This is a genomic window from Humidesulfovibrio idahonensis, assembly GCF_054657715.1.
In genome coordinates this window covers 430162-452784 of record NZ_BAAHYE010000003.1, presented here as the reverse complement: position 1 = coordinate 452784, position 22623 = coordinate 430162, and the positions used below count along the sequence as shown (strand labels likewise).

4 protein-coding genes are annotated in these 22623 nt (G+C 69.4%); all 4 read left to right on the top strand.

What is annotated here, in order from left to right; translation table 11 throughout:
- Positions 1-158: 158 nt before the first annotated feature.
- The 4 genes from ACYQ4W_RS08630 (at position 159) to ACYQ4W_RS08615 (ending at position 22621) form a co-directional block, all read left to right on the top strand.
- Positions 159-19556: an SDR family NAD(P)-dependent oxidoreductase gene (locus tag ACYQ4W_RS08630; protein WP_459855320.1), complete on the top strand. Its 19398-nt coding sequence runs from the start codon at positions 159-161 to the stop codon at positions 19554-19556.
- A 74-nt stretch (positions 19557-19630) separates the two neighbouring features.
- Positions 19631-20338, top strand: coding sequence for an HAD family hydrolase (locus ACYQ4W_RS08625; RefSeq protein WP_459855317.1), 708 nt, complete (start codon positions 19631-19633; stop codon positions 20336-20338).
- A gap of 4 nt (positions 20339-20342) precedes the next feature.
- A complete protein-coding gene (locus ACYQ4W_RS08620; protein WP_459855314.1) occupies positions 20343-21965 on the top strand; it encodes a cyclic peptide export ABC transporter in 1623 nt (540 codons plus the stop codon).
- 41 nt (positions 21966-22006) lie between these two features.
- The gene (locus ACYQ4W_RS08615; RefSeq protein WP_459855311.1) at positions 22007-22621 is read left to right on the top strand and encodes a YcjF family protein; all 615 of its coding nucleotides are present in this window, start codon (positions 22007-22009) and stop codon (positions 22619-22621) included.
- Positions 22622-22623: the final 2 nt, after the last annotated feature.

The window sequence follows — 22623 nt, the reverse complement described above, 5'->3', positions numbered from 1 at the left end:
GGGTGCTCCTGGCGGCGGCCCCCCTGGTCCACCTCCTGGGCGGGGCGGCAATCCCGCTGCCCTGGAGCCAAGCGCCCTGGACCGCGCAGGAAGCCCTGAAACTGGCACGTACGGTGTTGGCGCACGTCCAGCAAGCCGTGCGCGGCCATGAGCGGACGTTGATCCAGATTGCCGCGCCCCTGGCCGACGACGAGTCGCCGCTGTTGGCGCTGGCCGCTCTTTTGCGCTCCGCGGAGGCCGAATGCCCCCAGGTGCGTGGACAGGTTGTGGCCCTGGATGCCGAGCGCCAGGCCTTGCCGCCCACACGGCTGTCCGCCCTGCTGGAAGCCGAGTCCCTGCGGCCCGAAGACCGCCTGGTGCGCCACCGCTCCGGCATCCGGGAGGTCCACCGCCTGGAGGATGTGCGGCCGGATGCTCCGCCGCCCTCGCCTTGGCGTGACGGAGGCGTGTACCTTTTCTCCGGCGGAGCAGGCGGCCTGGGGCGCATCTTCGCCCGTCACATCGCCAGCCAGGTGCAGCGGCCGACGCTGCTGCTCCTTGGCCGCTCGCAGGAGGGCGCGAGCCAGCGCGGCATCCGTGCCGAGCTTGAGGGCCTGGGCGCCAGGGTCGAATACCATGCCGTGGATGTGGCCGACGCCGGAGCCCTGACAGCCCTCGTCCGTGACGCTGTCGCGCGTCTTGGCGGTCTCGCGGGCGTGCTGCATGCCGCCGGGGTGCTGCGCGACGCATACCTGTTGCGCAAGGACACCGCCGACCTCGATATCGTGCTGGCCCCAAAGATCGCCGGAGCCCTAGCCCTGGACGAGGCCACCCGTGATATGGACCTGGATTTCTTCGCGCTCTTCTCCTCACTGGCGGGCGTCATGGGCGGCGCAGGCCAAGCGGATTACGCCTTTGCCAACGCCTGGCTGGACGGTTTGGCCGGGCGACGCGCCAATCTCGTCTCCCAAGGTCTGCGCCGGGGCCGCACCCTGGCCATGGACTGGCCGCTTTGGGCCGACGGGGGAATGGCTGTGGACGAGGCGGCCCTGACCCTGTTGCGCCGCGAGTCAGGCATGGTCCCCATGCCCGCCAGGGCTGGCCTCGACGCCTTCCACACGGCCTTGGCCTCGGGACATGCGCAGGTGCTGGCGGCCTGGGGCGAACGCCAGGCCATGCTGAACCGCCTGCGCGGCGTTGCACCAGAAATTCTGACGGGCAAGACGACGGGCGCAACCGGCGCACCAGGCGCCGGACTGCGGCGGGCCGTACTGGAGACCCTGCGCCAGACCTTCGCCGAGATTACGGGCCGGGCCGCCGCCGCCATTGACGCCGGAGAGCGGCTGGAAGCCTACGGCCTGGACTCCATTCTGGTGGGACGCATGAACGAGCGGCTTTCGCGGCACATCCCGCGCCTGTCCCGCACCGTCTTGTATGAATACAACACCCTGGACAGCCTTGCCGGGCACCTGCTGGACACCAACGCCCCTGCCTGCGCCGCCTGGTGCGGGCTGGAGCAAGCGTCCCCCGCGCCTCCACTCGCACAACCGCCTCCCGCCCCCAGGCTCCCTGCCCACGCGAGGCATCAGGCCCCCCTGGCGGAGCCCGTGGCCATCATCGGCGCGGCCTGCCAGTTCCCCCAGGCGCCGAACCTGGAAACGTTCTTCGCCAACATGGAGGCCGGGCGGGATTGCGTGGGGCAGATCCCCGCCGAGCGTTGGTCCCTGGTCGATTTTTTTGAGCCCGACAGGACCCGGGCCGCGTGCGAGGGGCGCAGCTACTCCAAGTGGGGCGCGTTCCTGGATGGCTTTGCGGACTTCGACCCGCTGTTCTTCGGCATCTCCCCGCGCGAGGCCATGTGCATGGACCCCCAGGAGCGGCTGTTCCTCACGGTCTGCTGGCGGGCGCTGGAAGACGCTGGGCTCACCCGCGAGAGATTGGCGAAGGACCACAAGGGCCGCGTCGGCGTGTTCGCAGGCATCACCAAGACCGGATACGAGCGCCACGCCGCCGCCCTGAAGCTCGCCGGTTCAGACATCCGGCCGCGCACCTCCTTCGCCGCCGCCGCCAACCGCGTGTCGCACTTTCTTGACATCCACGGCCCCAGCCAGCCGGTGGACACCATGTGCTCCTCCTCGCTCACGGCCATCCACCAGGCCTGCCAGTCCCTGCGCCAGGGTGAATGCTCCCTGGCCCTGGCGGGCGGCGTGAACCTGTACCTGCACCCGTCCAATTACGTGGACCTCTGCGCCACAGGCATGCTCTCCCATGACGGGCGCTGCCGCAGCTTCGGGCAGGGCGGCTCGGGCTTCGTGCCCGGCGAGGGCGCGGGCGTTGTGGCGCTCAAGCTTTTGTCCCGGGCCGAGGCCGACGGAGACCGCATCCTGGCGCTGCTGCGCGCCACGGCGGTGAACCACGGCGGCCACGCGGGCGGCTTCACCGTGCCAAACCCGGCGGCGCAGGCCGCGCTCATCCGCGCGGTGCTCAATGATGCGGGCGCGCCCCCGGCGAGCATCTCCTGCGTGGAGGCCCACGGCACGGGAACAGAGCTGGGCGACCCCATCGAGGCCCAGGGGCTGGCCCTGGCCTTGGGGCCGCGGGCGACTCCGGGCCGCATCGCCCTGGGCTCGGCAAAATCGGCCATCGGACACCTGGAGGCCGCCGCCGGAGTGGCCGGGGTCATCAAGGTGCTGGGGCAGTTGCGCCGCGGCGTGCTGGCTCCGACCCTGCACGCCGATGAGCCAAACCAGAACATCGACTGGACCAGGAGCCCGTTGCGGCTCATCCACCGGGCGGAACCCTGGCTGCCCCCGGATGGCGGCCCCAGACGGGCGCTGGTGAACTCCTTCGGCGCGGGCGGGGCCAACGCCTGCGTTCTCGTGGAGGAGTATCCGCAGCCAACCCAGACCATTGCCGCACGCGGCCCTTGGCCCGTGGTGCTTTCGGCGCGCTCGGACGAGGCCTTGCGACGCGCCGCCGAGGCGCTCCTGGCTTGGCTTTCGCCCGCGCCCCGCCCAGAAGCGGACCAGAAGGAAATTGCGGCTGTTCTTGAAGCGCTGGGCCAGGTCCTGGGCCTGTCGGTTTCGGAGTTGGAGCCCGACGTCCCACTCCTGCACTATGGCCTGGATGCCCTGGGGCTGCGCCGCCTGGGCCTGGACCTGGGCTGCGGCGAGGGGTTGGACCTGGGCCTGAGCGCGCGCGATCTGGCCGCGCGGCAGACCGGCGCACGGGCATCCCTTGCCGCGCCCGCCGTGGACATGGCGGCCCTGGCCGCGACCCTGCAAACCGGGCGCGAAGCCATGGACCACCGCCTGGGGCTGCTGGCCCGCGATGCCGCGCATCTGGCTGAATTGCTGGACCGCTTTCTAGCCGGTACCCATCCAGATGGCGGGATTTGGACCGGCATCGTCAGCGCCCGGCTGGAGAGCAGAAACGCCCTGGCCGCCTCGGAGGACCTGCAACAGGCAACGGCTGGCTGGGTTGAGCGCGGGCGCTTTGCGGACGTGCTGGCCCTATGGGTGCGCGGCGTGCCCATCCCCTGGCCGCGCAGGCCGGAGCTGACCGCGCGCCGTCCTCTGGGGCTTCCGGGACATCCCCTGGCCAAGCGCCGGTTCTGGGTGGGCGACCTGCTGCAAGCTTCGCCGCAGTCTTTTGAACCGTTTCCGGTGGGGTCCAACGCGCCGCAGCACCAGCCCATGTCGAGCCGCCAGGCCCCGGCGGCCACAGAAGACAACGTGCGCGCCAAAGTGGCAGAGGAGTTGTGCCGCCGCCTGGACCTGCTGCCCGCGGACATCGCTCCGAGCCGCCCCTTTGCCGACTACGGCCTGGACTCCATTCTTTGCGTCGGGCTGGTGGAGGGCCTTAACGCCAGCTTGGGTACGGGGCTCACCGTCACCGATATTTTCGACCACAGCACCCTGGACCGGCTGGCTGGGCATATCCTGTCGCAAGGCCCAAGCCTGGGCTCGCAGCCGTCGCAGCCATCGCACCTGTCGCACCTGTCGCACTTGTCGCAGCCGGCCGCGTCCAGCGCCGGATGTTCCGGCCCTGACCATCGCAGCGGCCTGGAGCCCATCGCGGTCATCGGCATGAGCGGGCGGTACCCCGGCGCGCCGGACTTGAACACATTGTGGGAACATATCCGGGCGGGCCGGGAGCTCATGGAGCCGGTGACCCGCTGGCCGCTGGAACCCGGCCTGTGCCCACGCGGCGGGTTCCTGGACGGCATCGACCGCTTCGACGCCTTGTTCTTCAACATCTCAGGAATCGAGGCAGCCTCCATGGACCCGCAGCAGCGGGTGTTTTTGGAGCAGTGCTGGGCCGCCCTGGAAGACGCCGGGCATGCCGGTCCGGCTCTGGCCGGGCGGCGCTGCGGGGTCTACGCCGGGTGTTGCTCCGGCGATTATCAGGACCTCGCGCCCGGCGCGGCCACGGCTCAGTCCCTGTGCGGCAACATGGCCTCGCTGACTCCGGCGCGCATCGCCTACCTGCTGGACCTGAAGGGCCCGGCTCTGGCCGTGGATACGGCCTGCTCCAGCTCCCTGGCGGCCATCCACCAAGCCTGCCAGGCGCTGCGCCAGGGCGAAACGGACCTGGCCCTGGCGGGGGGGGTGTTCATCCAATCCACCCCGCGCCTGTACCGGACCGCCGGACTTGCCGGGATGCTTTCGCCCACGGGCCGCTGCCGCTCCTTCGACCAGCGCGCCGACGGCTTCGTTCCCGGCGAAGGGGCCGGGGCACTGGTGCTGCGCCGTCTGGCCGACGCGCTGGCTGACGGCGACCACATCCACGGCTTGATCCTGGCCTCGGGCATGAACCATGACGGAACCACCAACGGCATCACCGCACCCAGCGCCCGCTCGCAGGAGACGCTGCTGCGCGACGTGCATGCGCGCTCAGGCGTGCTTCCCGGCACCATTGGCCTCTTGGAGGCCCACGGCACGGGCACGGCCCTGGGCGACCCCATCGAGTTCCGGGCTCTGAGCGCGGCTTTCTCCGGGCCGGCGGCAACGCCTGGCGGGTGCTCCCTGGGCTCGATCAAGGCCAACATCGGCCATGCCCAATACGCCGCCGGAGTCGCCGGTGTACTGAAGGCGCTTTTGTGCCTGCGCAACGGGGAAACCGTGCCCCTGGCCGGATTCGAGCACCTTAATCCCGGCATGTCCCTGAAGGGCGGACCGTTCCGCATCGACACGGCCCCGCAGCCCTGGCGAGCCGCCAGCGGCCTGCCGCGTAGGGCTGCGGTGAGCGCCTTTGGGGCAAGCGGGACCAACGTGCACCTCGTGCTGGAGGAGGCCCCGACACCTGCGCCCCGGCTCCACGCCAGCACAGCGCTGCTCTTCGCGCTCTCGGCGCGCAGGGCCGAGGCTCTGCCCCTGCTGGCCCGGCGGCTGGCGCTGCATTTGCGCGCCCACCCCGGTCTGGACCTGGCCGACGTCTCCTTCACCCTGCTGACCGGGCGGGGACATTTCGAGCACCGCCTCGCCTTTGTGGCCCAGGACCACGCGGCGCTGGTCAGGGCGCTGGATGAATTCGCCGTTGGGCAAGCCGTGCCCGGACTGCACTGCGCCGAGCTGCTCCCCGGCGCGCCGTCTGCTTCGGCTCCCGCGAAGCGACATGACCGCCAGGAGTACGTCGAGGCCTGGGCCAAAGCTTACGTGGCCGGGGCCGCGCCGGACGTGACCGCCCTGTTCCCCGCCACCATTCACGAAGGCCGCCCACGCCGCGTGCCGCTGCCGACCTATCCCTTTGCCCAAACCAGGCACTGGATCGTCCCCAAGCCCGATGCCGTGGCCGCCCGAACCGGCTTCGTCGGGAACGTGGCCGCTTTCCGTCTGCGCCGCCTGGCTGAACAAGAGGAGCAGGCCAGACAGAATGGGCAGGGCGGACAGGCCGTCTTCGTCGTGGAGATAGACGCCGCATGCCCGCTCTTGGCCGACCACCATGTCTCGGGCCAGGCGGTGCTGCCGGGCATGATGGCGGTGGAGCTGTTCCACGCCGCCCTGGAACAGTCTGGCCTGGCCTCCAGCATGTCAGCCCCTTGGGATCTGACCCTACGCGACCTGACTTGGCTGCGGCCCATGCAGGCGGACGAAAATGGCCTGACCCTGCGCCTGACCCTGACCCGCAGGCCGGAGGGCGGCTTCGACGCCCGTCTTGACCAGGAGGGCGCGCCGGCACCTTGCTGCCAGGCCGTGCTCCTGTCCGGCGCAGCGGAGCCCCTGAGCCTGTCGGCCAGGCTGAGTCCAGCTCCCGCAGCGAGCGTCAACCTGTCCGCAGAGGCCGCCTACGACATGCTGCGCACAGCGGGCATCGCACATGGCCCCCGCCTGCGCCCGCTAGCGGCGCTGCGCGTGGCTGCAGGGCAGGTGTGGGCTGAGTTGCGCCAGCCCGAGGGGGCGCCCAATGCCGCCCCTGGCGGGCTCGACACCATCCTCATGGACGGCGCGGTGCAGGCCGTGGCGGGGTTCATGGTCGGCCGGGCGTCCGTCTCCGCAACGTCCGTACCCTTTGGCATTGAGCACGCGAGCTTTTCTGGCCCTCTCACCTGGCCCGCCCAAGCCGTGCTTTCCCAGGTCGAGCGTGCCCCGGACGGGAGCCTGCGCCGGGTGGATGTGGATATATTTGACGACCAGGGCGTGCCGCGCGCACGGATCAAGGGCATGCGCTTCCGCCCGCTGCCGGAGCAGACGGTGACCACAGGGCATACGAACCAGGCCGAGCTGTTGGTTCCGGTCTGGGAACCCCTGACCGGGGACGCCCTCGTGCCGCAACGGCTTTCCGGAGCCGCGCTGGTCCTGGCCCTGGCAGCGCCGGATTCCGCCCGGCTGGAAGGTCTGCGGCACATTTGGTCGGAGATGCGGGTTTTTCCCGTTGATGCGGAGGAGTTGCAGGAGTCGGTGGTCGAACGGCTGGCCGCTGCCGGAGCGCCAAGGCACATGGTGCTGGACGCCCGCGCCGTGACAGCCGCACCGGATGATCACGTCCACGCCGCTGCAGCCGACCAGGATGATGCCGAGCAGCTCCGTCAGGCCAAGGCCTGGCCCCGCATCGTGGCCCGCGTTGTGCGCGCCCTGACTGCCCTGGGCTGGGAGGGCCAACCGCTGGACTGGACCGTGCTCACAGCCGGAGCCCTCTGCGTCGATCAGAGCGAGTCCTGCCGGGTGGAGGGCGCCGCCCTGCACGGCCTGCTGGGCAGCCTCGCCAAGGAGTATCCGCACTGGTCCGTGCGTCTGGCGGACTTTTCGGCGGATTCGCCCTGGCCTCCGTCCGCGCTGGCCGAGGTCCCCGGCCTGCCCGGCGACACAGGCGGAGCGAGCTTTGCGCACCGCCACGGGTTCTGGCACCGCCACACGCTGGCGCGCCTGGCCCGGCAGTCCCAACCGCCTCCCTTGGCCGGCCGCGAGGGCGGGGTCTATCTCGTTGTGGGCGGGGCAGGGGGCCTGGGCCGCGTCTGGTCCGAGGCCATGTTGCGCCGCCGCAGGGCGCAGGTGGTCTGGCTCGGGCGGCGGTCTTTCAATGCCTCCATCGAGGCGCACATTGAGACTCTGGCGGCCTTGGGACCGCGCCCGGTGTATATCCAGGCCGACGCCAGCGACCGCGCCGCCCTGGGCCGGGTGCGCGAGGCCGTGCAGGAGCGGTTCGGCAGGCTGGACGGCATCGTCCTCGCGGCCATCGATCTGCGCGATATGACCGTGGCCCGGCTGACGGACGAAGCCCTGGACGCTTCGCTGCGCGCCAAGGCCGACGTGGCGCTGCTTCTTGGACAGGTTTTCGACCTCGCCGCGCTGGACTTTGTGCTGATTTTTTCGTCCCTGCAATCCTTCGCCCGCATGCCTGGGCAGGGGGCATACGCCGCCGGGTGCACCCTCGGCGACGCCCTGGCGCACAACCTGCGCCACGCCAAGGGGGCCCGGACGGCCGTCATGCACTGGGGCTACTGGGCCGAGGTGGGCGCGGTGGCTACCCAGGAGCACCGGGAGCGCATGGCCCGGCTGGGGCTGGCTGGCATCGATCATGCGCAAGGCGTGGCCGCCCTGGACACCCTGCTCACGGGAAGGCTGGAGAGCATGGCCTGCGCGGCCCTTGCTCCCGGGGCAGGAGAATCCGGCGTGACGGGCCTGCGCGGAGATGTGGAGGTTTTGGCGCACGAACCGGCGCTGCCGCCCATGGCCGCAACGGCGGCGCAGGGCGTCGGTCCGCAGGAGGAGCCCTCCTGCCGGCTGGCCCTCCTGGTGGGCGGCCAGATGAGCGATCTGGACGCGGACATGGGCCGGTTCCTGTACGCCCAACTTCAAGACGCAGGAATATTCGCGGGCGCGCCGCTGGACCTTGCCTCCATGGCCGCGCGCATCCCGGCTTATCTTGAGCGCTGGCTTGAAGAATCCCTGCATGCGCTGGCCCGGCTTGGGCTGGTGGAGCGTATGAAGGACGGACGCTGGCGGCCCGTGGCCGAGGCGCCGGGCCCGCAGCGGGCCGCAGCGGATTGGGACCGGGCCCTTAAGCCCTGGCGGGAAGATCCGCACCGCCGCCACCACATCAGGCTGGCCGAGGCCACGCTTATGGCCCTGCCGGACATTTTGGCGGGCAAGCGCAAGACCACGGAGATCATCTTTCCCGGCGCCTCCCTGAGGCTGGTTCAGGGGGTTTACAGCGACAACGCCGTGGCCGACCACTTCAACGACCGGCTCTGCGACGCCCTGGTTGCGGCGGTTAACGAGCGCCTGCGCCTGGACCCCGGCGCGCGGCTGCGCCTGCTTGAAGTGGGCGCGGGCACCGGCGGCACCACCCGCCGGATTCTGTCCCGGCTTTCGCCCTATGCCGCGTCCATGGCCGAATACGCCTTCACCGATCTGTCCAAGGCCTTCTTGCTGCAAGCGCAGCGGGAACTCCAGCCCGGGGCGGCGTATTTGACCCCGCGCCTGTTCGACGTGTCGCGCCCGCTGCAAGGCCAGGACATCGAACCCGGCGGGTACGACATGGTCATCGCCACCAACGTGCTGCACGCCACGCGCGACATCCGCCAGAGCCTGCGCAACGTCAAGGCCGTGCTCAAGGGCGGCGGGCTGCTCATGCTCAACGAGCTTTCGGCCAACGTGCTCTTCAGCCACGTGACCTTCGGACTGCTGGAGGGCTGGTGGTTGTATTCCGACCCGGCCCTGCGCCTGCCGGGCACCCCGGCCCTGGCCCCGGAGACCTGGGCGCGGGTGCTTGCCGACGAAGGCTTCACGGGCGTCACTTTTCCTGCCTCCCCAGCCCACGGGCTGGGCCAGCAGATCATCCTGGCCGACAGCGACGGCCTGGCGCTTCAGGAGGTCAAGCGGCAGCCCGTGCCCCTTGCGGCGGCTGCCGCATCGCCCGCGGCGTCGCTCTCCACGCCATTAGGACCATCGTCCCCTCTGTCATCCGGCCCGCACGCCCGGACGCTTCCGCCCCACACGGGCCCAATGGAGATTCCCATGGACACCGCCCGCCGCTTCCTGCGAAATCTGGTGGCCCAGGCCATCCAAGTTCCCGAGGCGGACATAGCCTTTGGCGCGCCCCTGGAACGCTATGGCGTGGACTCCATTCTCGTCCTTCGGATCACGAGCCTCCTGCGTCGGCATTTCCCGGAGGTGTCCTCCACACTGCTGTTCGAGGCCAACACTGTGGACGCCCTGACCCGACATGTCCGCCAGCACTGGCCCGAGGCCCTGGCCCAGGCCCTGGGCGCACAGCAGCCGGAGCAAACGGCGCAGCCTGCCCCCCACGCACCGCAGCCCTTGCCCGAGCCACGCCCGCCCGTCCGACCGGCAAGAACGGCCCACGGTCGCGACATCGCCATCGTCGGGCTGTCGCTGCGCGCGCCGGACGCGCCGGACGCCCAGACCTTCTGGGCCAACCTGCTGGCCGGGCGCGACAGCATCCGCGAGATTCCGGCCGAGCGTTTCGACTGGCGAGCGCACTACGACCCCAGGCCGGGCTTGGCCGGGCGCATCTGCTCCCAGGTCGGCGGGTTCATGGACAAGGTGGACTGTTTCGAGCCCTTGTTCTTCCACATCTCGCCAGCCGAAGCCTTGCGCATGGACCCGCAGGAACGGCTGTTTCTGGAAGAATGCTACAAGGCCCTTGAGGATGCCGGATTCGCGCCCTCCACTGTGGGAGCCCGGCACAAGGTGGGCGTGTTCGCCGGGGCCATGAACGCCCACTATCCCACCGGCGCGGCCTTCTGGTCCATAGCCAACCGCGTCTCCTACCTGCTCGACCTGAAAGGCCCCAGTCTGGCGGTGGACACGGCCTGCTCCTCGTCGCTCACGGCCATCCATCTGGCCGTGCAGTCCCTGCGTGGCGGCGAGTGCGACATGGCCCTGGCCGGCGGGGTCAACGTCATCGCGCATCCCAGGCACATGGCCGCGCTTTCGGAGCTGTCCATCCTCTCTCCTGGCGGCCCGTGCCGGTCCTTTGGCGCCGGGGCCGACGGCATAGCCGTGGGCGAGGCCGTGGCGGCCCTGGTGCTGCGCCCCCTGGACGACGCCGAAGCCGACGGCGACGCCATTTACGGTGTCATCGCGGGCACGGCCCTGAACGCTGGCGGGCGCACCTCCAGCTATACCGCTCCGAGCCCCTCGGCACAGGCCGCCCTGGTGCGCGACGCCTGGCGGGACGCCGGAATAGCGCCCTCGGACATCGGCTGCATCGGCTGCATCGAGGCCCACGGCACCGGCACGGAGCTTGGCGACCCCATCGAGGTGGAGGCCCTGACGCGCGCCTTCGGGCAGGGGAGCATGGGATCGGGCTGCGCCCTAGGCTCGGTGAAGTCCAACATCGGACATTGCGAGAGCGCCGCCGGGGCAGTCGGTCTGGCCAAGGTCCTGCTGCAACTGGCCCACGGAGTCATTGCACCCAGCCTGCATTGCAGCGAGACCAACCCGCACATCGATTTCGCGGCCAGCCCTTTCTTCGTGCCAGGTCAACCCACGCCCTGGCCCAGGCCCGAAAGCGGCCCGCGTCTGGCCGGGGTCAGCTCCTTCGGGGCCGGAGGCGCCGGGGCGCATGTTCTGGTGCGCGAATTCGCCCAGCAGACGGCAGAGGGGCGCAACACACCCCCCGCCGAAGTGCTGCTGGTCCTTTCCGCGCGGACGCCAGAGCGGCTTCGGATTATGGCCGGGCGTCTGGCGGAGCGTTTGCGCGCCCGCCCGCTCGACGCGGCGGCCCTGGCCGATTTGGCCTGGACCCTGCAAGACGGTCGGGAGGCCATGGAACACCGTTTGGCCTTGGCGGCTTCCAATGCGTTGGAGGCGGCCGCGATGCTTGAGGCCTTCGCCCTTGCAGGAAACAGCGCCGAGGCTGTGACCGGCAATGCGGAAGGCGGCCTGGACGACCTCTCGGCGGACCATGACTTTGCGTCCATGACGGCGGCTTTGGCCCGGCGCGGCGAATTGCGGCGGTTGGGGGCGTTGTGGACGCGCGGCGCCACCCTGGACTGGCTCTTGCTGACCCCCGGATTCCGCCCGCGCAGGACTCATGCCCCGACGTACCCCTTTGCCGGGAAGCGCTACTGGCTGCAACCCGTTGAGACTGCTCTTGCGCCTGCGGCCACCAGCGGCCTCGCGCCCAGCCCTGCCGCGCCGGAACCCCAGCCCGTCCCTGTCGCTGTCCCCGCCGCCACAGATGCCGCCACAGGTGCCGCGACAGATGCCGCCACAGATGCCGGCTCGGCCATGCTGGCCCTGCTCGAAGATCTGCTCTGCCGCCACCTGGGGTTAGAGGCCCAGGACATCGAGAGCGACCACCCCCTTGAGGAATATGGCCTTGACTCCGTGCGCGTGCTTCAGGTGCTGCGCGAACTGGAAGAACGCCTGGGACCGGTCCCCCTCACCGTATTCTACGAGCACCGCACCCTGGGCGATCTGGCCGCGCACCTCGCGGTTCTGCACCCGTCCAGCTCCGGCACCGAGACCATCATTGACCAGGCCGCTTCCGCGCCGAGGCCTGTGGCATCCGCCGCCCCCGCGCCGCGGTCCTCCACCGGACGCCATGAGGACATGGACATCGCCATCGTCGGCGTGGCCGGACGCTACCCCATGGCCAAGGACATCGACGAATACTGGGATAATCTGCGCCAAGGCCGCGACTGCCTCAGCGATGTCCCAACGGACCGCTGGGATCACGGGATGCTCTACGACCCCGACCGCGCCGCCCCCGGCTCCACGCGCTGCCGACGGGGCGGATTCCTGGACGGAGTGGACCTCTTCGACGCCGCGTTTTTCAGCATCCTGCCCTCCGTGGCCGAGACCACCGACCCGCAGGAACGTCTGTTCCTGGAGTGCGCCTACCATGCCATGGAGAACGCCGGGCACCACCGCGACAGCCTGGACCCGGCCGAGGACGGACGGCCCGGCCGCGAGGTGGGCGTGTTCGTGGGCGTGATGTACGAGGACTATCCGCTGCACGGCGTGGAGGAGACAATGCGCGGCAGGCCCTTGGCCTTGTCCGGCTCCCCGGCCTCCGTGGCTAACCGTGTGTCATACTCCTTCGACTTTCGGGGGCCCAGCCTGGGGGTGGACACCATGTGCTCCTCCTCGCACATGGCCATCCACCTGGCCTGCCAGTCGCTGCGCCTGGGCGAATGCCGCGCCGCCCTGGCCGGTGGGGTAAACCTGTCGCTGCACCCCAACAAGTACCGCATACTCGGGCACGGCTCCTTCGAGTCCGCCGCAGGACGTTGCGCGGCCTTCGGGGACGGTGCCGACGGATATGTACCCTCGGAGGGCGTGGGCGTGGTGGTGCTGCGCCCCCTGGACGCCGCCCTGCGCGACGGCGACCGCATCCTGGCCGTTCTGCGCGGCTCCGCCGTGAACCACGGCGGCCATACCAACGGCTACACCGTGCCCGACCCCTCGGCCCAGGCCAGGGTCATCGTCTCTGCGCTGTCGCGTTCCGGCCTGGACCCGGACACTGTGAGCTATGTGGAGACCCACGGCACGGGCACGAGCCTGGGCGACCCCATCGAGATCGCGGGGTTGATGCGGGCCTATGGCAAAAATCCGCGTCGCGCGCCCTTGCCCATCGGCTCGGCCAAGTCGGCCATCGGCCACTGTGAAAGCGCGGCAGGCATCGCCAGCGTGACCAAGGTGCTGTTGCAGATGAAGCACGGCGAGCTTGCGCCAACGCTCCACGCCGACCCGCCCAACCGGCACATCGATTTCGCCGCCACGCCCTTTGTGGTGCAGAAGACCCTCGGCTCCTGGCCACGGCTCACGCAGAACGGCAGGGAATTGCCACGCCGGGCGGGCATCAGCAGCTACGGCGCGGGCGGGGCCAATGCCCATCTTGTGCTGGAGGAGCGCATCGAGCCGCCCCGGCACGAAGACCAAAACGCCGGACCGCAGGCGCTGGTGCTCTCCGCCCGCACGGCCACGGCCCTGGCTGCGCGCGTGAGCGACCTGCGCCGCGCCCTGGACCGCATGGCCGGGGCGGGACAGGCAGAACCGCTGGCGGACATCGCCTTCACCCTGCAAATGGGCCGGGAGGCCATGGCCGAACGCCTGGGCTTCGTGGCCGCAAGCCTGGACGAAGCCCGCGACGTGCTCGCCGCCCTGGCCGAAGGCCGACCCCACGCTGTTTCCGTCACCCGTGGCTTGGTGCGCGGCAGCGGAGCCCGTGGCGCGTCCGTGGTGCCGGCTTCGGCCGAGGCGGCTGTGACAGCCTTTGTGGAGGGGCGGGCCGTGGACTGGAAGGCCCTGCATTCTGGTCTGCCCCGACGCCGCGTTGCTCTGCCGGGCTATCCTTTCGAACGCAAGTCCTACTGGGCGCCCCAGGCCTTGCCCGGCACAGGGCTGCAAGGCGTGGGCGAACACGACGCCCTGTTCTGCATGGCTCCGCTGTGGCTGGATGCTCCGGCCCAGAAGGGAATGCGGCCGACCTCGCGGCGCGTGGTCCTGACCTTGGGCCTGCGGCCGGGCGCGGCTGAAGAGCTGGCCCAGACCTTCAACGCACAGATGGGGTTGCAGCCGGGATCACAGGGAGACAGACACACCGATGTCCGCGAACTGGGGGCCGACCCCCTGGACGGCGCCAATGCAGTCGCCAATGCCCAGGCGCTGCAACGCGCAGCTCAAGCCGCCCTCGCCACACTTAAGGACCTTGCGCAAGGGCTTGCGAGAGGCAAGTCGCGCGCGCCGCTCACCGTGCAGTTCGCCGTGGCCGAAAGCCTCCCAGCGGCCTTGGCTCTGAACGGTCTGGCGGGCACCGCAGCCCAGGAATCCCCACTGCTCCAGACGCAGACGGTGTTTTTCCAAGAAACGGTTCCCGCCGCTCGCATGGCGGCGCTGCTTGATGCCGCCGCCGCCACCCCTAAGGAAACACTCTTCCTCCACCGGGGCGGCCTGCTACAGGTGCGGGGCTTGGCTGAGGCCGCCACCGGGCCGTCCATGTCGCGGAAGGGCGACGAGTCGCCGAGGCCATGGACGGATGGCGGCGTATATCTTCTCACCGGCGGGGCAGGGGGCCTTGGCTTGCTCTTCGCCCAGGAGATCGCCGCGAAAACGCGGGACTCCGCCGTGGTGCTGGCAGGCCGCTCGCCACTGGACGACAAGCGCCGCGCCACCCTGGAGACGCTGCGCGCCTTGGGCTTACGGGCGGAGTACCACGCCGTGGACGTCTCCGACATCGAGGCCGGGACCGCACTGGTGGCCGGAATTCTTGAGCGGCATGGCCGCCTGGACGGGGTGCTGCACGGGGCAGGAGTGCTGCGCGACGGGCTGCTGCTGACCAAGAGCCCGGCGGCCTTGGACGCCGTGCTGGCGCCCAAGGTCCTTGGCGCGGCGGTGCTGGACGAGGCCACGCGCAACCTCGACCTCGACTTTTTCGCCTGCTTCGCCTCCCTGGCCGGAGTGAAGGGCAATGCCGGTCAGGCGGACTACGCCCTGGCCAACGGCTGGCTCGACGGGTTCGCTGCCTGGCGCAACGGGCTTGTGGCGCAAGGTTTGCGGCGCGGCCGGACAGTGTCCTTGGACTGGCCGCTGTGGGCGGGCGGGGGCATGACCCTGGACGAGAAGACCCAGGCCCAGATACGCCGGTCCTACGGCCTTGCCACGCTCCCCGCAGCCGAGGGCATGCGCGCCTTCGCCCTGGCCCTGGCCTCGGATCATGACCAGATGCTGGTGGCCTATGGCGACGTCGCGGTTCTGCGCCGCAAACTGCTCGGCGGAGTGGTCCAGACCCCGCAACCGACCGCAGCCAAACAGGTTGCCCCGGAGCGCGCGCCCGCAGCGGCCAGGCTCGAAACCGCGCAGCCAGCGCGACCTGCGGACCAACACGCCGCAGGCCTCGCCAGCCGGCTCTCCGAAATGGTGGCAGGCATCCTGCGGGTGTCCCCGGCGGATGTGGCCACGGACAGCCCCCTGGGCGAGTACGGCTTCGACTCCATCACCTTCACGCAGTTGGCCAAGAATATAGAGGACAAGCTCGGAGCGCCCGTGACTCCGTCGTTGTTCTTCGTGCACCAGAGCATCGATGCCCTGGCCGCGCATTTTGCCACCAACCCAGACTTCGCGCCGGTCCAGGCATCCGTGGAGACCTCGTCCTCACCCGCACCCGCCGCGCCCATGCCGCGAGAAGACGCGCACACTTGGCGCATCCGGCTGACGGGCGACGACCCCTTCCTGCGCGACCATCGCATTGGCGGGGTTCCGGTGCTGCCCGGCGCGGCGTATCTGGATCTGGCCCTGAAGGCCGCCGCAGCCTGCGACCCGGCCCACGGGGCACGCCTGGCCGAGGTGCGTTGGGAAAGCCCCTTCCGTGTGGACGCAGATGCCAGAGAACTCGTGTTTTCGCTGGAGCAACGGCCCGGCGGGGTGCTGGCCTTCGAGGCGGCCAGCCATGACGGACGCGGCGGCGTGACAAAGCGCACGGTGCATGCGCGTGGCCTCTCCCTCCCCGGCGCACCGCAGCAGCAGCCTCGGACCGGGCTTGCGGCGGCGTTGCAGCGCACGGGCGGGCTCCGGGCGGACGGCGCGCGCTGCCGCGAGGTACTCTCCACCCTCGGCCTGGATTACGGTCCCTCCCACCAGGGGCTTGTCCGCGTCCAACTCGACGGAACGGAACTTCTGGGTGAGCTGTCCCGCCCGGCAGGGGCCGCGTCCGGCTCCTGGCGACTCGATCCAGGGCTCATGGACGCGGCCTTCCAGGCAACTCTGGGCCTGCTGCTCCAGGCCGACGGCGACTTCGGCGTGGTGCCCGCCGAGGTGCCCTTCGAACTCGCCGGGCTGGAAGTGTTTGGCCTGCTGCCGGACCATGTCTTCGTCCTGGCCGCCAAGGGGCCCGCGCGCACGGACATCAGCCTGTGCGCCCCGGACGGGACGCTGTTGGCCGCGGCGCGGGGTTTTCTGACCTTCGCCATGGCCCGGCCCCAGGCCGCCATTCCAGCGCATCAACCCGCACTTCGGCCCGTCCGGCACGAGGCTCGGCACGAAGCACAGCCCGGGGAGCCCGTGGCCATCATCGGCATGAGCGGAGCCTTCCCCCAAGCCCCGGATCTGGACGCGTTTTGGTCCAACCTGTTGGCCGGGCGCGACTGCATCGGCGAGATCCCGCCCGACCGCTGGGACTGGCGCGCCATCCACGGCGACCCGAGCCTGGAGCCCGGCCGCACGGACATCATCTGGGGCGGGTTCATGGACGACATCGATCGTTTCGACCCGGAGTTCTTTGGACTTTCGCGCCGGGAGGCCCTGTGCATGGACCCCGGCCAGCGCCTCACCATGCTCCATTCCGTGCGCGCTCTGGAGGACGCGGGAATCGCGCCGCACGCCCTCAACGACAGCGATACGGGGCTGTTCATCGGCACCGCCACCAGCGGCTACGACCAGCGGCTGCGGGCTGCGGGCATGCCGCTCGACGCCCTGTCCGCCACCGGCGGGGTCGGGTCGCTTGGGCCCAATCGGGTGAGCCATTTCCTGGGCCTGCATGGCCCCAGCGAACCGGTTGAAACCGCCTGCTCCAGCTCCCTGGTGGCGCTGCACCGCGCAGTGCGCGCATTGCAAGGCGGAGAATGCGGCCTGGCCCTGGCTGGCGGGCTTAATGTCATTCCCACGGCGCAGGGGCACATCTCCCTTTCCCAGGCAGGTCTCTTGAGCCGCACCGGACGCTGCCGCGCCTTTTCCAGCCAGGCCGACGGATATGTGCGCGGCGAGGGCGCAGGCCTGCTCGTGCTCAAGCCCCTGTCGCGGGCCGAGGCCGACGGCGACCCCATCCACGGGCTGATCCTGGCCACGGGCGTCAACCACGGAGGCCGCGCGCACTCCCTTACCGCTCCCAATGCCAAGGCCCAGGCGGCGCTTATTGCCGAGGTCCACGCCAGGGCCGGCATCGACCCGCGCACCGTTGGGTTTATCGAGGCCCACGGCACCGGCACGCGCCTGGGCGATCCGGCGGAGATCGAGGGCCTGCGGATGGCCTTCGAGATACTCTTCCAGCGCTTTGGTGCAACGCCGGAAGCAGGGCGCATCGCCATCGCCAGCCTCAAGACGCACATCGGACATCTGGAGCTGGCCTCGGGCGTGGCCTCGGTCATCAAGACCCTGCTGCAAATGCGCCACCGCACGCTCATCGGCAACCTGCACGCGGGCAGCCCCAATCCGCTCATCCGGCTCGCTGGCGGTCCGTTCTACCTGTTGGACCACACCGCCCCATGGACTTCCGCCACGGACAGCCGGGGGCAGGCCGCGCCATTGCGTGCCGGGGTCAGCTCCTTCGGCTTCGGCGGGGTCAACGCCCACATCGTGCTGGAAGACTATCAGCGGGCCAGGGCCCCCCGGAACTCGTTCCAGGCCGGACCGGACGCCGCCCAGACCATCGTGCTCTCCGCCCCTGACCGCATGCGTCTGGACGCGGTGTGCCACGACCTGCTGTCATGGCTGGCCCGGCAGAAGCCGGAGGCCTGGGCCGAGGGTTTGTTCGCCTCCATGGCCTGGACGCTGCAAACCGGCCGGGACGCCCACGCCGAACGCCTGGCCTTTGTGGCCAAGGACCACCGGCACGCGGCGGACATGCTGCGCCGAGCACTGTCCGGAGAGCAGACGCCGGGAGTCCGCAGGGGCCGCGTTCAGCGCGCCGCGCCTGTGGAGGTTGTGGCGGTCGGCTCCCTGGAGGAGGCCGCCCTGGCCTTTGTCCAGGGCCAAGGCGTGGACTGGGCGGGCTTAGCCGGTTTAGAGCAAACAGGTCTGGACCTGGCGGTCGGCATGCAACGCACGCACCTGCCGCCGTTGCGCTTCGCCCTGGAACGGTTCTGGGTGGAGAGTCCCGCGCCGCAGAACCTCGCAAGCGAGCCCACGGAAAGACCAGCCGCCGGGACTCCCGATCCGTCCACCCGGCAAAGCGATGAGCCTGCCGCCAATGCCAGGGCCAATACCAGCGCCCAGGCTGGCGCGCAGGACCCGGCCGAGGCGCTGCGGTGTTTCGCCGCCGAGCTCTGCGGCATGCCCGCGGAGGAGGTGGACCTGGACACCGGGCTGCGCGAGCTCGGGCTCGACTCCATCGCCGCCATGCGTTTGGCCTCGCGCCTCAAGACCCTGATCCCCGGCCTGGACCTTGACACCATCGGTGACGCGCTGCTGGGGGCGGGAACCCTGGCGGACATGCTGCGGGCGGCCACCGGCGGCTCCGGCCCGGCCCAGGCAGGGCCCCAGGCCTTGGCCCTGGCCTGGAAGTCGGACCCGGCCAACCAGGCGATGCAGGACCCGCGCCTGCTCTCGCGCACGCCCCTGGCGGCGGAGGCGCGCCTGCTGGTGAACCAGGGCCACCCCTTCTTCTTCGACCATGCCCTGGACCACGTTTCGGGGCTGCACCTGGCCGAGGCCATGGCCGCCACGGCCAAAGCGGCCTTCCTGGCCGGACGCGGCCTGCCCCCGGAGACGCCGCTGTTCCTGTCCGAGCTGACCCTGGCCTTCCCCGGCATGTGCGCCCTGGAGCCGGCGGCACGCGTGGAGGCCCGCTGCGAGGCCCCACAGGAAACCCCCTCCCTGTTCCTGGCCCACGTGGAGCAGGAGGGGCACGCTGTGGCCACGGCTTCCCTCCGGCTGGAGCCGCTTGCGCCCTGCGCGGTGGTGACCTCCCTGCACACGGCCAATCCGAAGCCCCTGGCGTGTGAAGCCGTGAACAAGGCGCGACCGGAAAACGTGCTGCTCTCGTCTCCGCGCCGGGACAGCAACGGACGGCTGCGTTTCGCCTTGCTATTGCCGGCCATGTGCACCTGGGCCGCGGATTTCCCCGGCAACTGCGTGGATGCTGTGGTCCTGGCCGAAGCCGCGCGCCAGACCCTGCGGGCTGGGCCCGCCATGGATATTGCCGGCGGCGTGGCCGCAATGCCCACGCCGGGGGTCACCGGGCTGTTGCGGGGCATCGAGGTGCGGCTGACGCGGCCCTTGCAGCGCACCGAGGCGACGGAGCTGGTGCTCGACGACCTGGAGGTCTTGGCTGTCGGCGCCACGCAGCATGTGCGCACGGCCGGACGCGTCCTGGTCAGCGGCAGCGAGGCCGGGACCTTCTCGGCCAGCGCCCTGGCCGTTTCCAGCGCGGTGCACCAAGCTTGGCGGTAAACTGGACATTGGACGAATACTGTGGGATGAATAATGGTCTGAAAAAGGATGTTGCTGTGCGCCATGTAACGCTGATGGCCTTAGACCTGGACGGGACGTTGCTCACGGACACGTTTTCTCCCGTGCTGCGCCGTGTGTGCTCCCATTACGGATGGGAGTACACCGAGGCGTTTGAGCGCAACACCTTTTCCCAGCCGCGCGAGAAAGCCGCGGCCTACATCCGGGACAACTACGGAGACCTCTTTGGGCCAGAGGGGGCTGAAAAACCCCTGGCGGACATGGTGCAGAATTTTTTCCGCTTCCGAAGTGAGCACGTGAAGGAACACCCGGTGCGCCTGCAGCCCGGGGCCGAGGCCCTGCTGAAGCGCCTTGCCGGCTTGGATGTCAGGCTGGTCTGCTACGGAGGCATGGAGGAGGACCATATGCGCAGCGAACTGGGCCCGCTGGCCGGGGTGTTCGAGCGCTACGTGTGCACCAACGACATCCGCCCGGGCGTCCGCCACATCGTCGACGAATTCTGCCCGGCGGACCCCAGCCGCGCCCTGTTCCTGGACGACGTGTTCAGCGCCGGGGTCGAGGCGCGGAACATCCGTGCGGGGTTCATCGGCACCCCCTCCGCCGACCCGCAGTGCCACCAGCGGCGCATCATGGAAACAGAAGGCTTGCCCCGCTTGGTGGACGAGCTTTCAATGATCGACGCGGCGCTTTTGGCCGAGGTGGATGCGCGCTTGGCCGCCGGAACCTTTTGGAGCCCAACCAGGGCCGAAGCGAACCAGGGCTAGGCGCATGGAACTGCTTCGCCTGCTGTATGCCCGGTCGCCAAGGCCGATGCGCCAGATTTTGATCCTGACGCTCATCTCCGGCGCGGCCAACGCCGGGCTGGTGGCGCTCATCAACGCTGGCGCGGCCGCGGTTTCTTCCAGAAGCACTGCCACCCGTGAATTCATCATGTTTCTTGTGGGGCTGGCCCTGTTCCTGACCAGCAAATCCTTTGCCGAGTTGCAAGGCAAGCAGCTCATCGAGCAGACGGTTTCGGAACAGCGCCTGCGTTTGTTCCGCAAGATTTCCGAGGCTCGCGTGGCCCGCATCGAGGCCATGAGCCAGGGCGAGATGATCGCTAAAACGACCCGCATTTTCAGCAGCATTCTCCAGGCCTCCAACCATCTGGCCTATGGCCTGCAATCGCTGATCATGCTCTTCTTCTGCATGCTGTACCTCTTGTGGCTCTCCATCCCGGCATTTTTGGTGGTTTTGACGGGCGGCGCGGCTCTGGGCCTGGCCCGGCATCTGCGCAATCAGTTCGGGAGAGCCAGCCAGACCGAGGTCGTCCAGCGCGAAGGGCTGCAATCCGAATACCTCACCAGCCTGTTTCAGGGCTTCAAGGAGATCAAGATTAACCGGGCCAAGCGCGAGGCCCTGTCCCACGACTACGAGGAACTGGTGAACGAGACCAGCGACCTCGGCGTGCATGCGGCGCGCAAGATGGTGCAGGGCCGGGCCGTCGCCCAGGCCACGTTCTTCATCACCCTGGGAGTGGTGGTTTTTGTCGTGCCGCGCTTCAGCTCCACCTACACCTTCCGCGTGCTGGAGATCACTGCGGTGGTGCTGTTCATCGTCGGGTACATGTCCGGCTTTCTGGAGGTGCTCCCGGTATTCGCCAGCTCCAACGCCTCACTGGCGAGCCTGAACAAGATCGAAGCCGTGCTCGATGCCGCGCACGAGGACGTGGCCCCGGTGGGCGAAGAGCTGCGCCAGCGCTTCGCGGACTTCCAGACCATCAGCGCTCGTGGCCTGAGCTTCAGCTATGATGCGGCGGAAGGCGAGACGCCTTTTCGTTTCGGTCCGGTGGACCTTGACCTGAAGCGGGGCGAGACGGTGTTTCTTGTGGGTGGCAACGGCAGCGGCAAGTCCACCCTGGTGAAGTTGCTCACCGGCATGTACGCGCCGGAGGGTGGCGCCCTGGAGGTGGACGGCACATCCGTGGGGCCGCAGAACATTGTGGCCCTGCGAGAGGCCTGCGCGGTAATTATGAGCGATTTCCACCTTTTTGGCCGCTTCTACGGCTACGACCACGTGGACGCGGAAGCGGTGAACGCGCTCATCAACGACATGCGCCTGACGGGTAAGGTCACCTACGCCGAGGGCAGGTTCTCGACCCTGAACCTGTCCACCGGCCAGCGCAAACGTTTGGCGATGATCGTGGCCCTCATCGAGGACAAGTCGCTCTATGTCTTTGACGAATGGGCGGCGGACCAGGACAGCCACTTCCGCAGGCACTTCTACGAGCAAGTGCTGCCGGAACTCAAGCGGCGCGGCAAGACCGTGCTGGCCGTAACGCACGATGAATTGTATTGGGATAGGGCGGACCGCTTGATCCGCCTGGAGTACGGCAAAATGGCCGGAAGCTGACCGGAAATGGATCACAACCCGCAGCCACGGAGGACAGCCCCATGAACGCGACAAAGGATGACCCCCAGAACCAGAAGGCCGAAGAGACCCAGGAAGCTCCGGGCGCCAGCGCCACGCTGGAGGGCGAGGTCATCGACCCCGAGCCCACTGAGCAGCGCACCATCAAGGCCCTCAAGGTCAGCAAAACCATCGACAATCATGTCCTGGGAGCAATGGGCGTCGGCGTCGTGCCCATCCCCCTGGTGGACCTGCTGGGCGTTGCCGGACTGCAGCTGCACCTGTTGAACAAGATCGCCGACATCTACGGGATCAGCTACTCCTCTGAAATGGGCAAGAAGCTCATCGCCTCCGTCACCGGCGGCGTTGTCTCCGCCTATGCGGCGTATCCCCTGTCCATGCTTCTGCGCAGCATCCCCGTGGTGGGCTGGACCTTGGGCGCGGGCAGCCGCTCCATCCTGGCGGGGGCCACCACCTACGCCATCGGCCACGTGTTCGCCCAGCATTTCGACCGGGGCGGCAGCATGCTGGACCTCGACCTGGACAAGGCCAAGGCCAGCTTCAAGGACCAGTACGAGAAGGGCAAGAAGTGGTGCTCCACCTTTGGCAGGAAATCGGCGACGACCGAGCCCACGGCCGAGGCCACGACCACGGCCTGAAG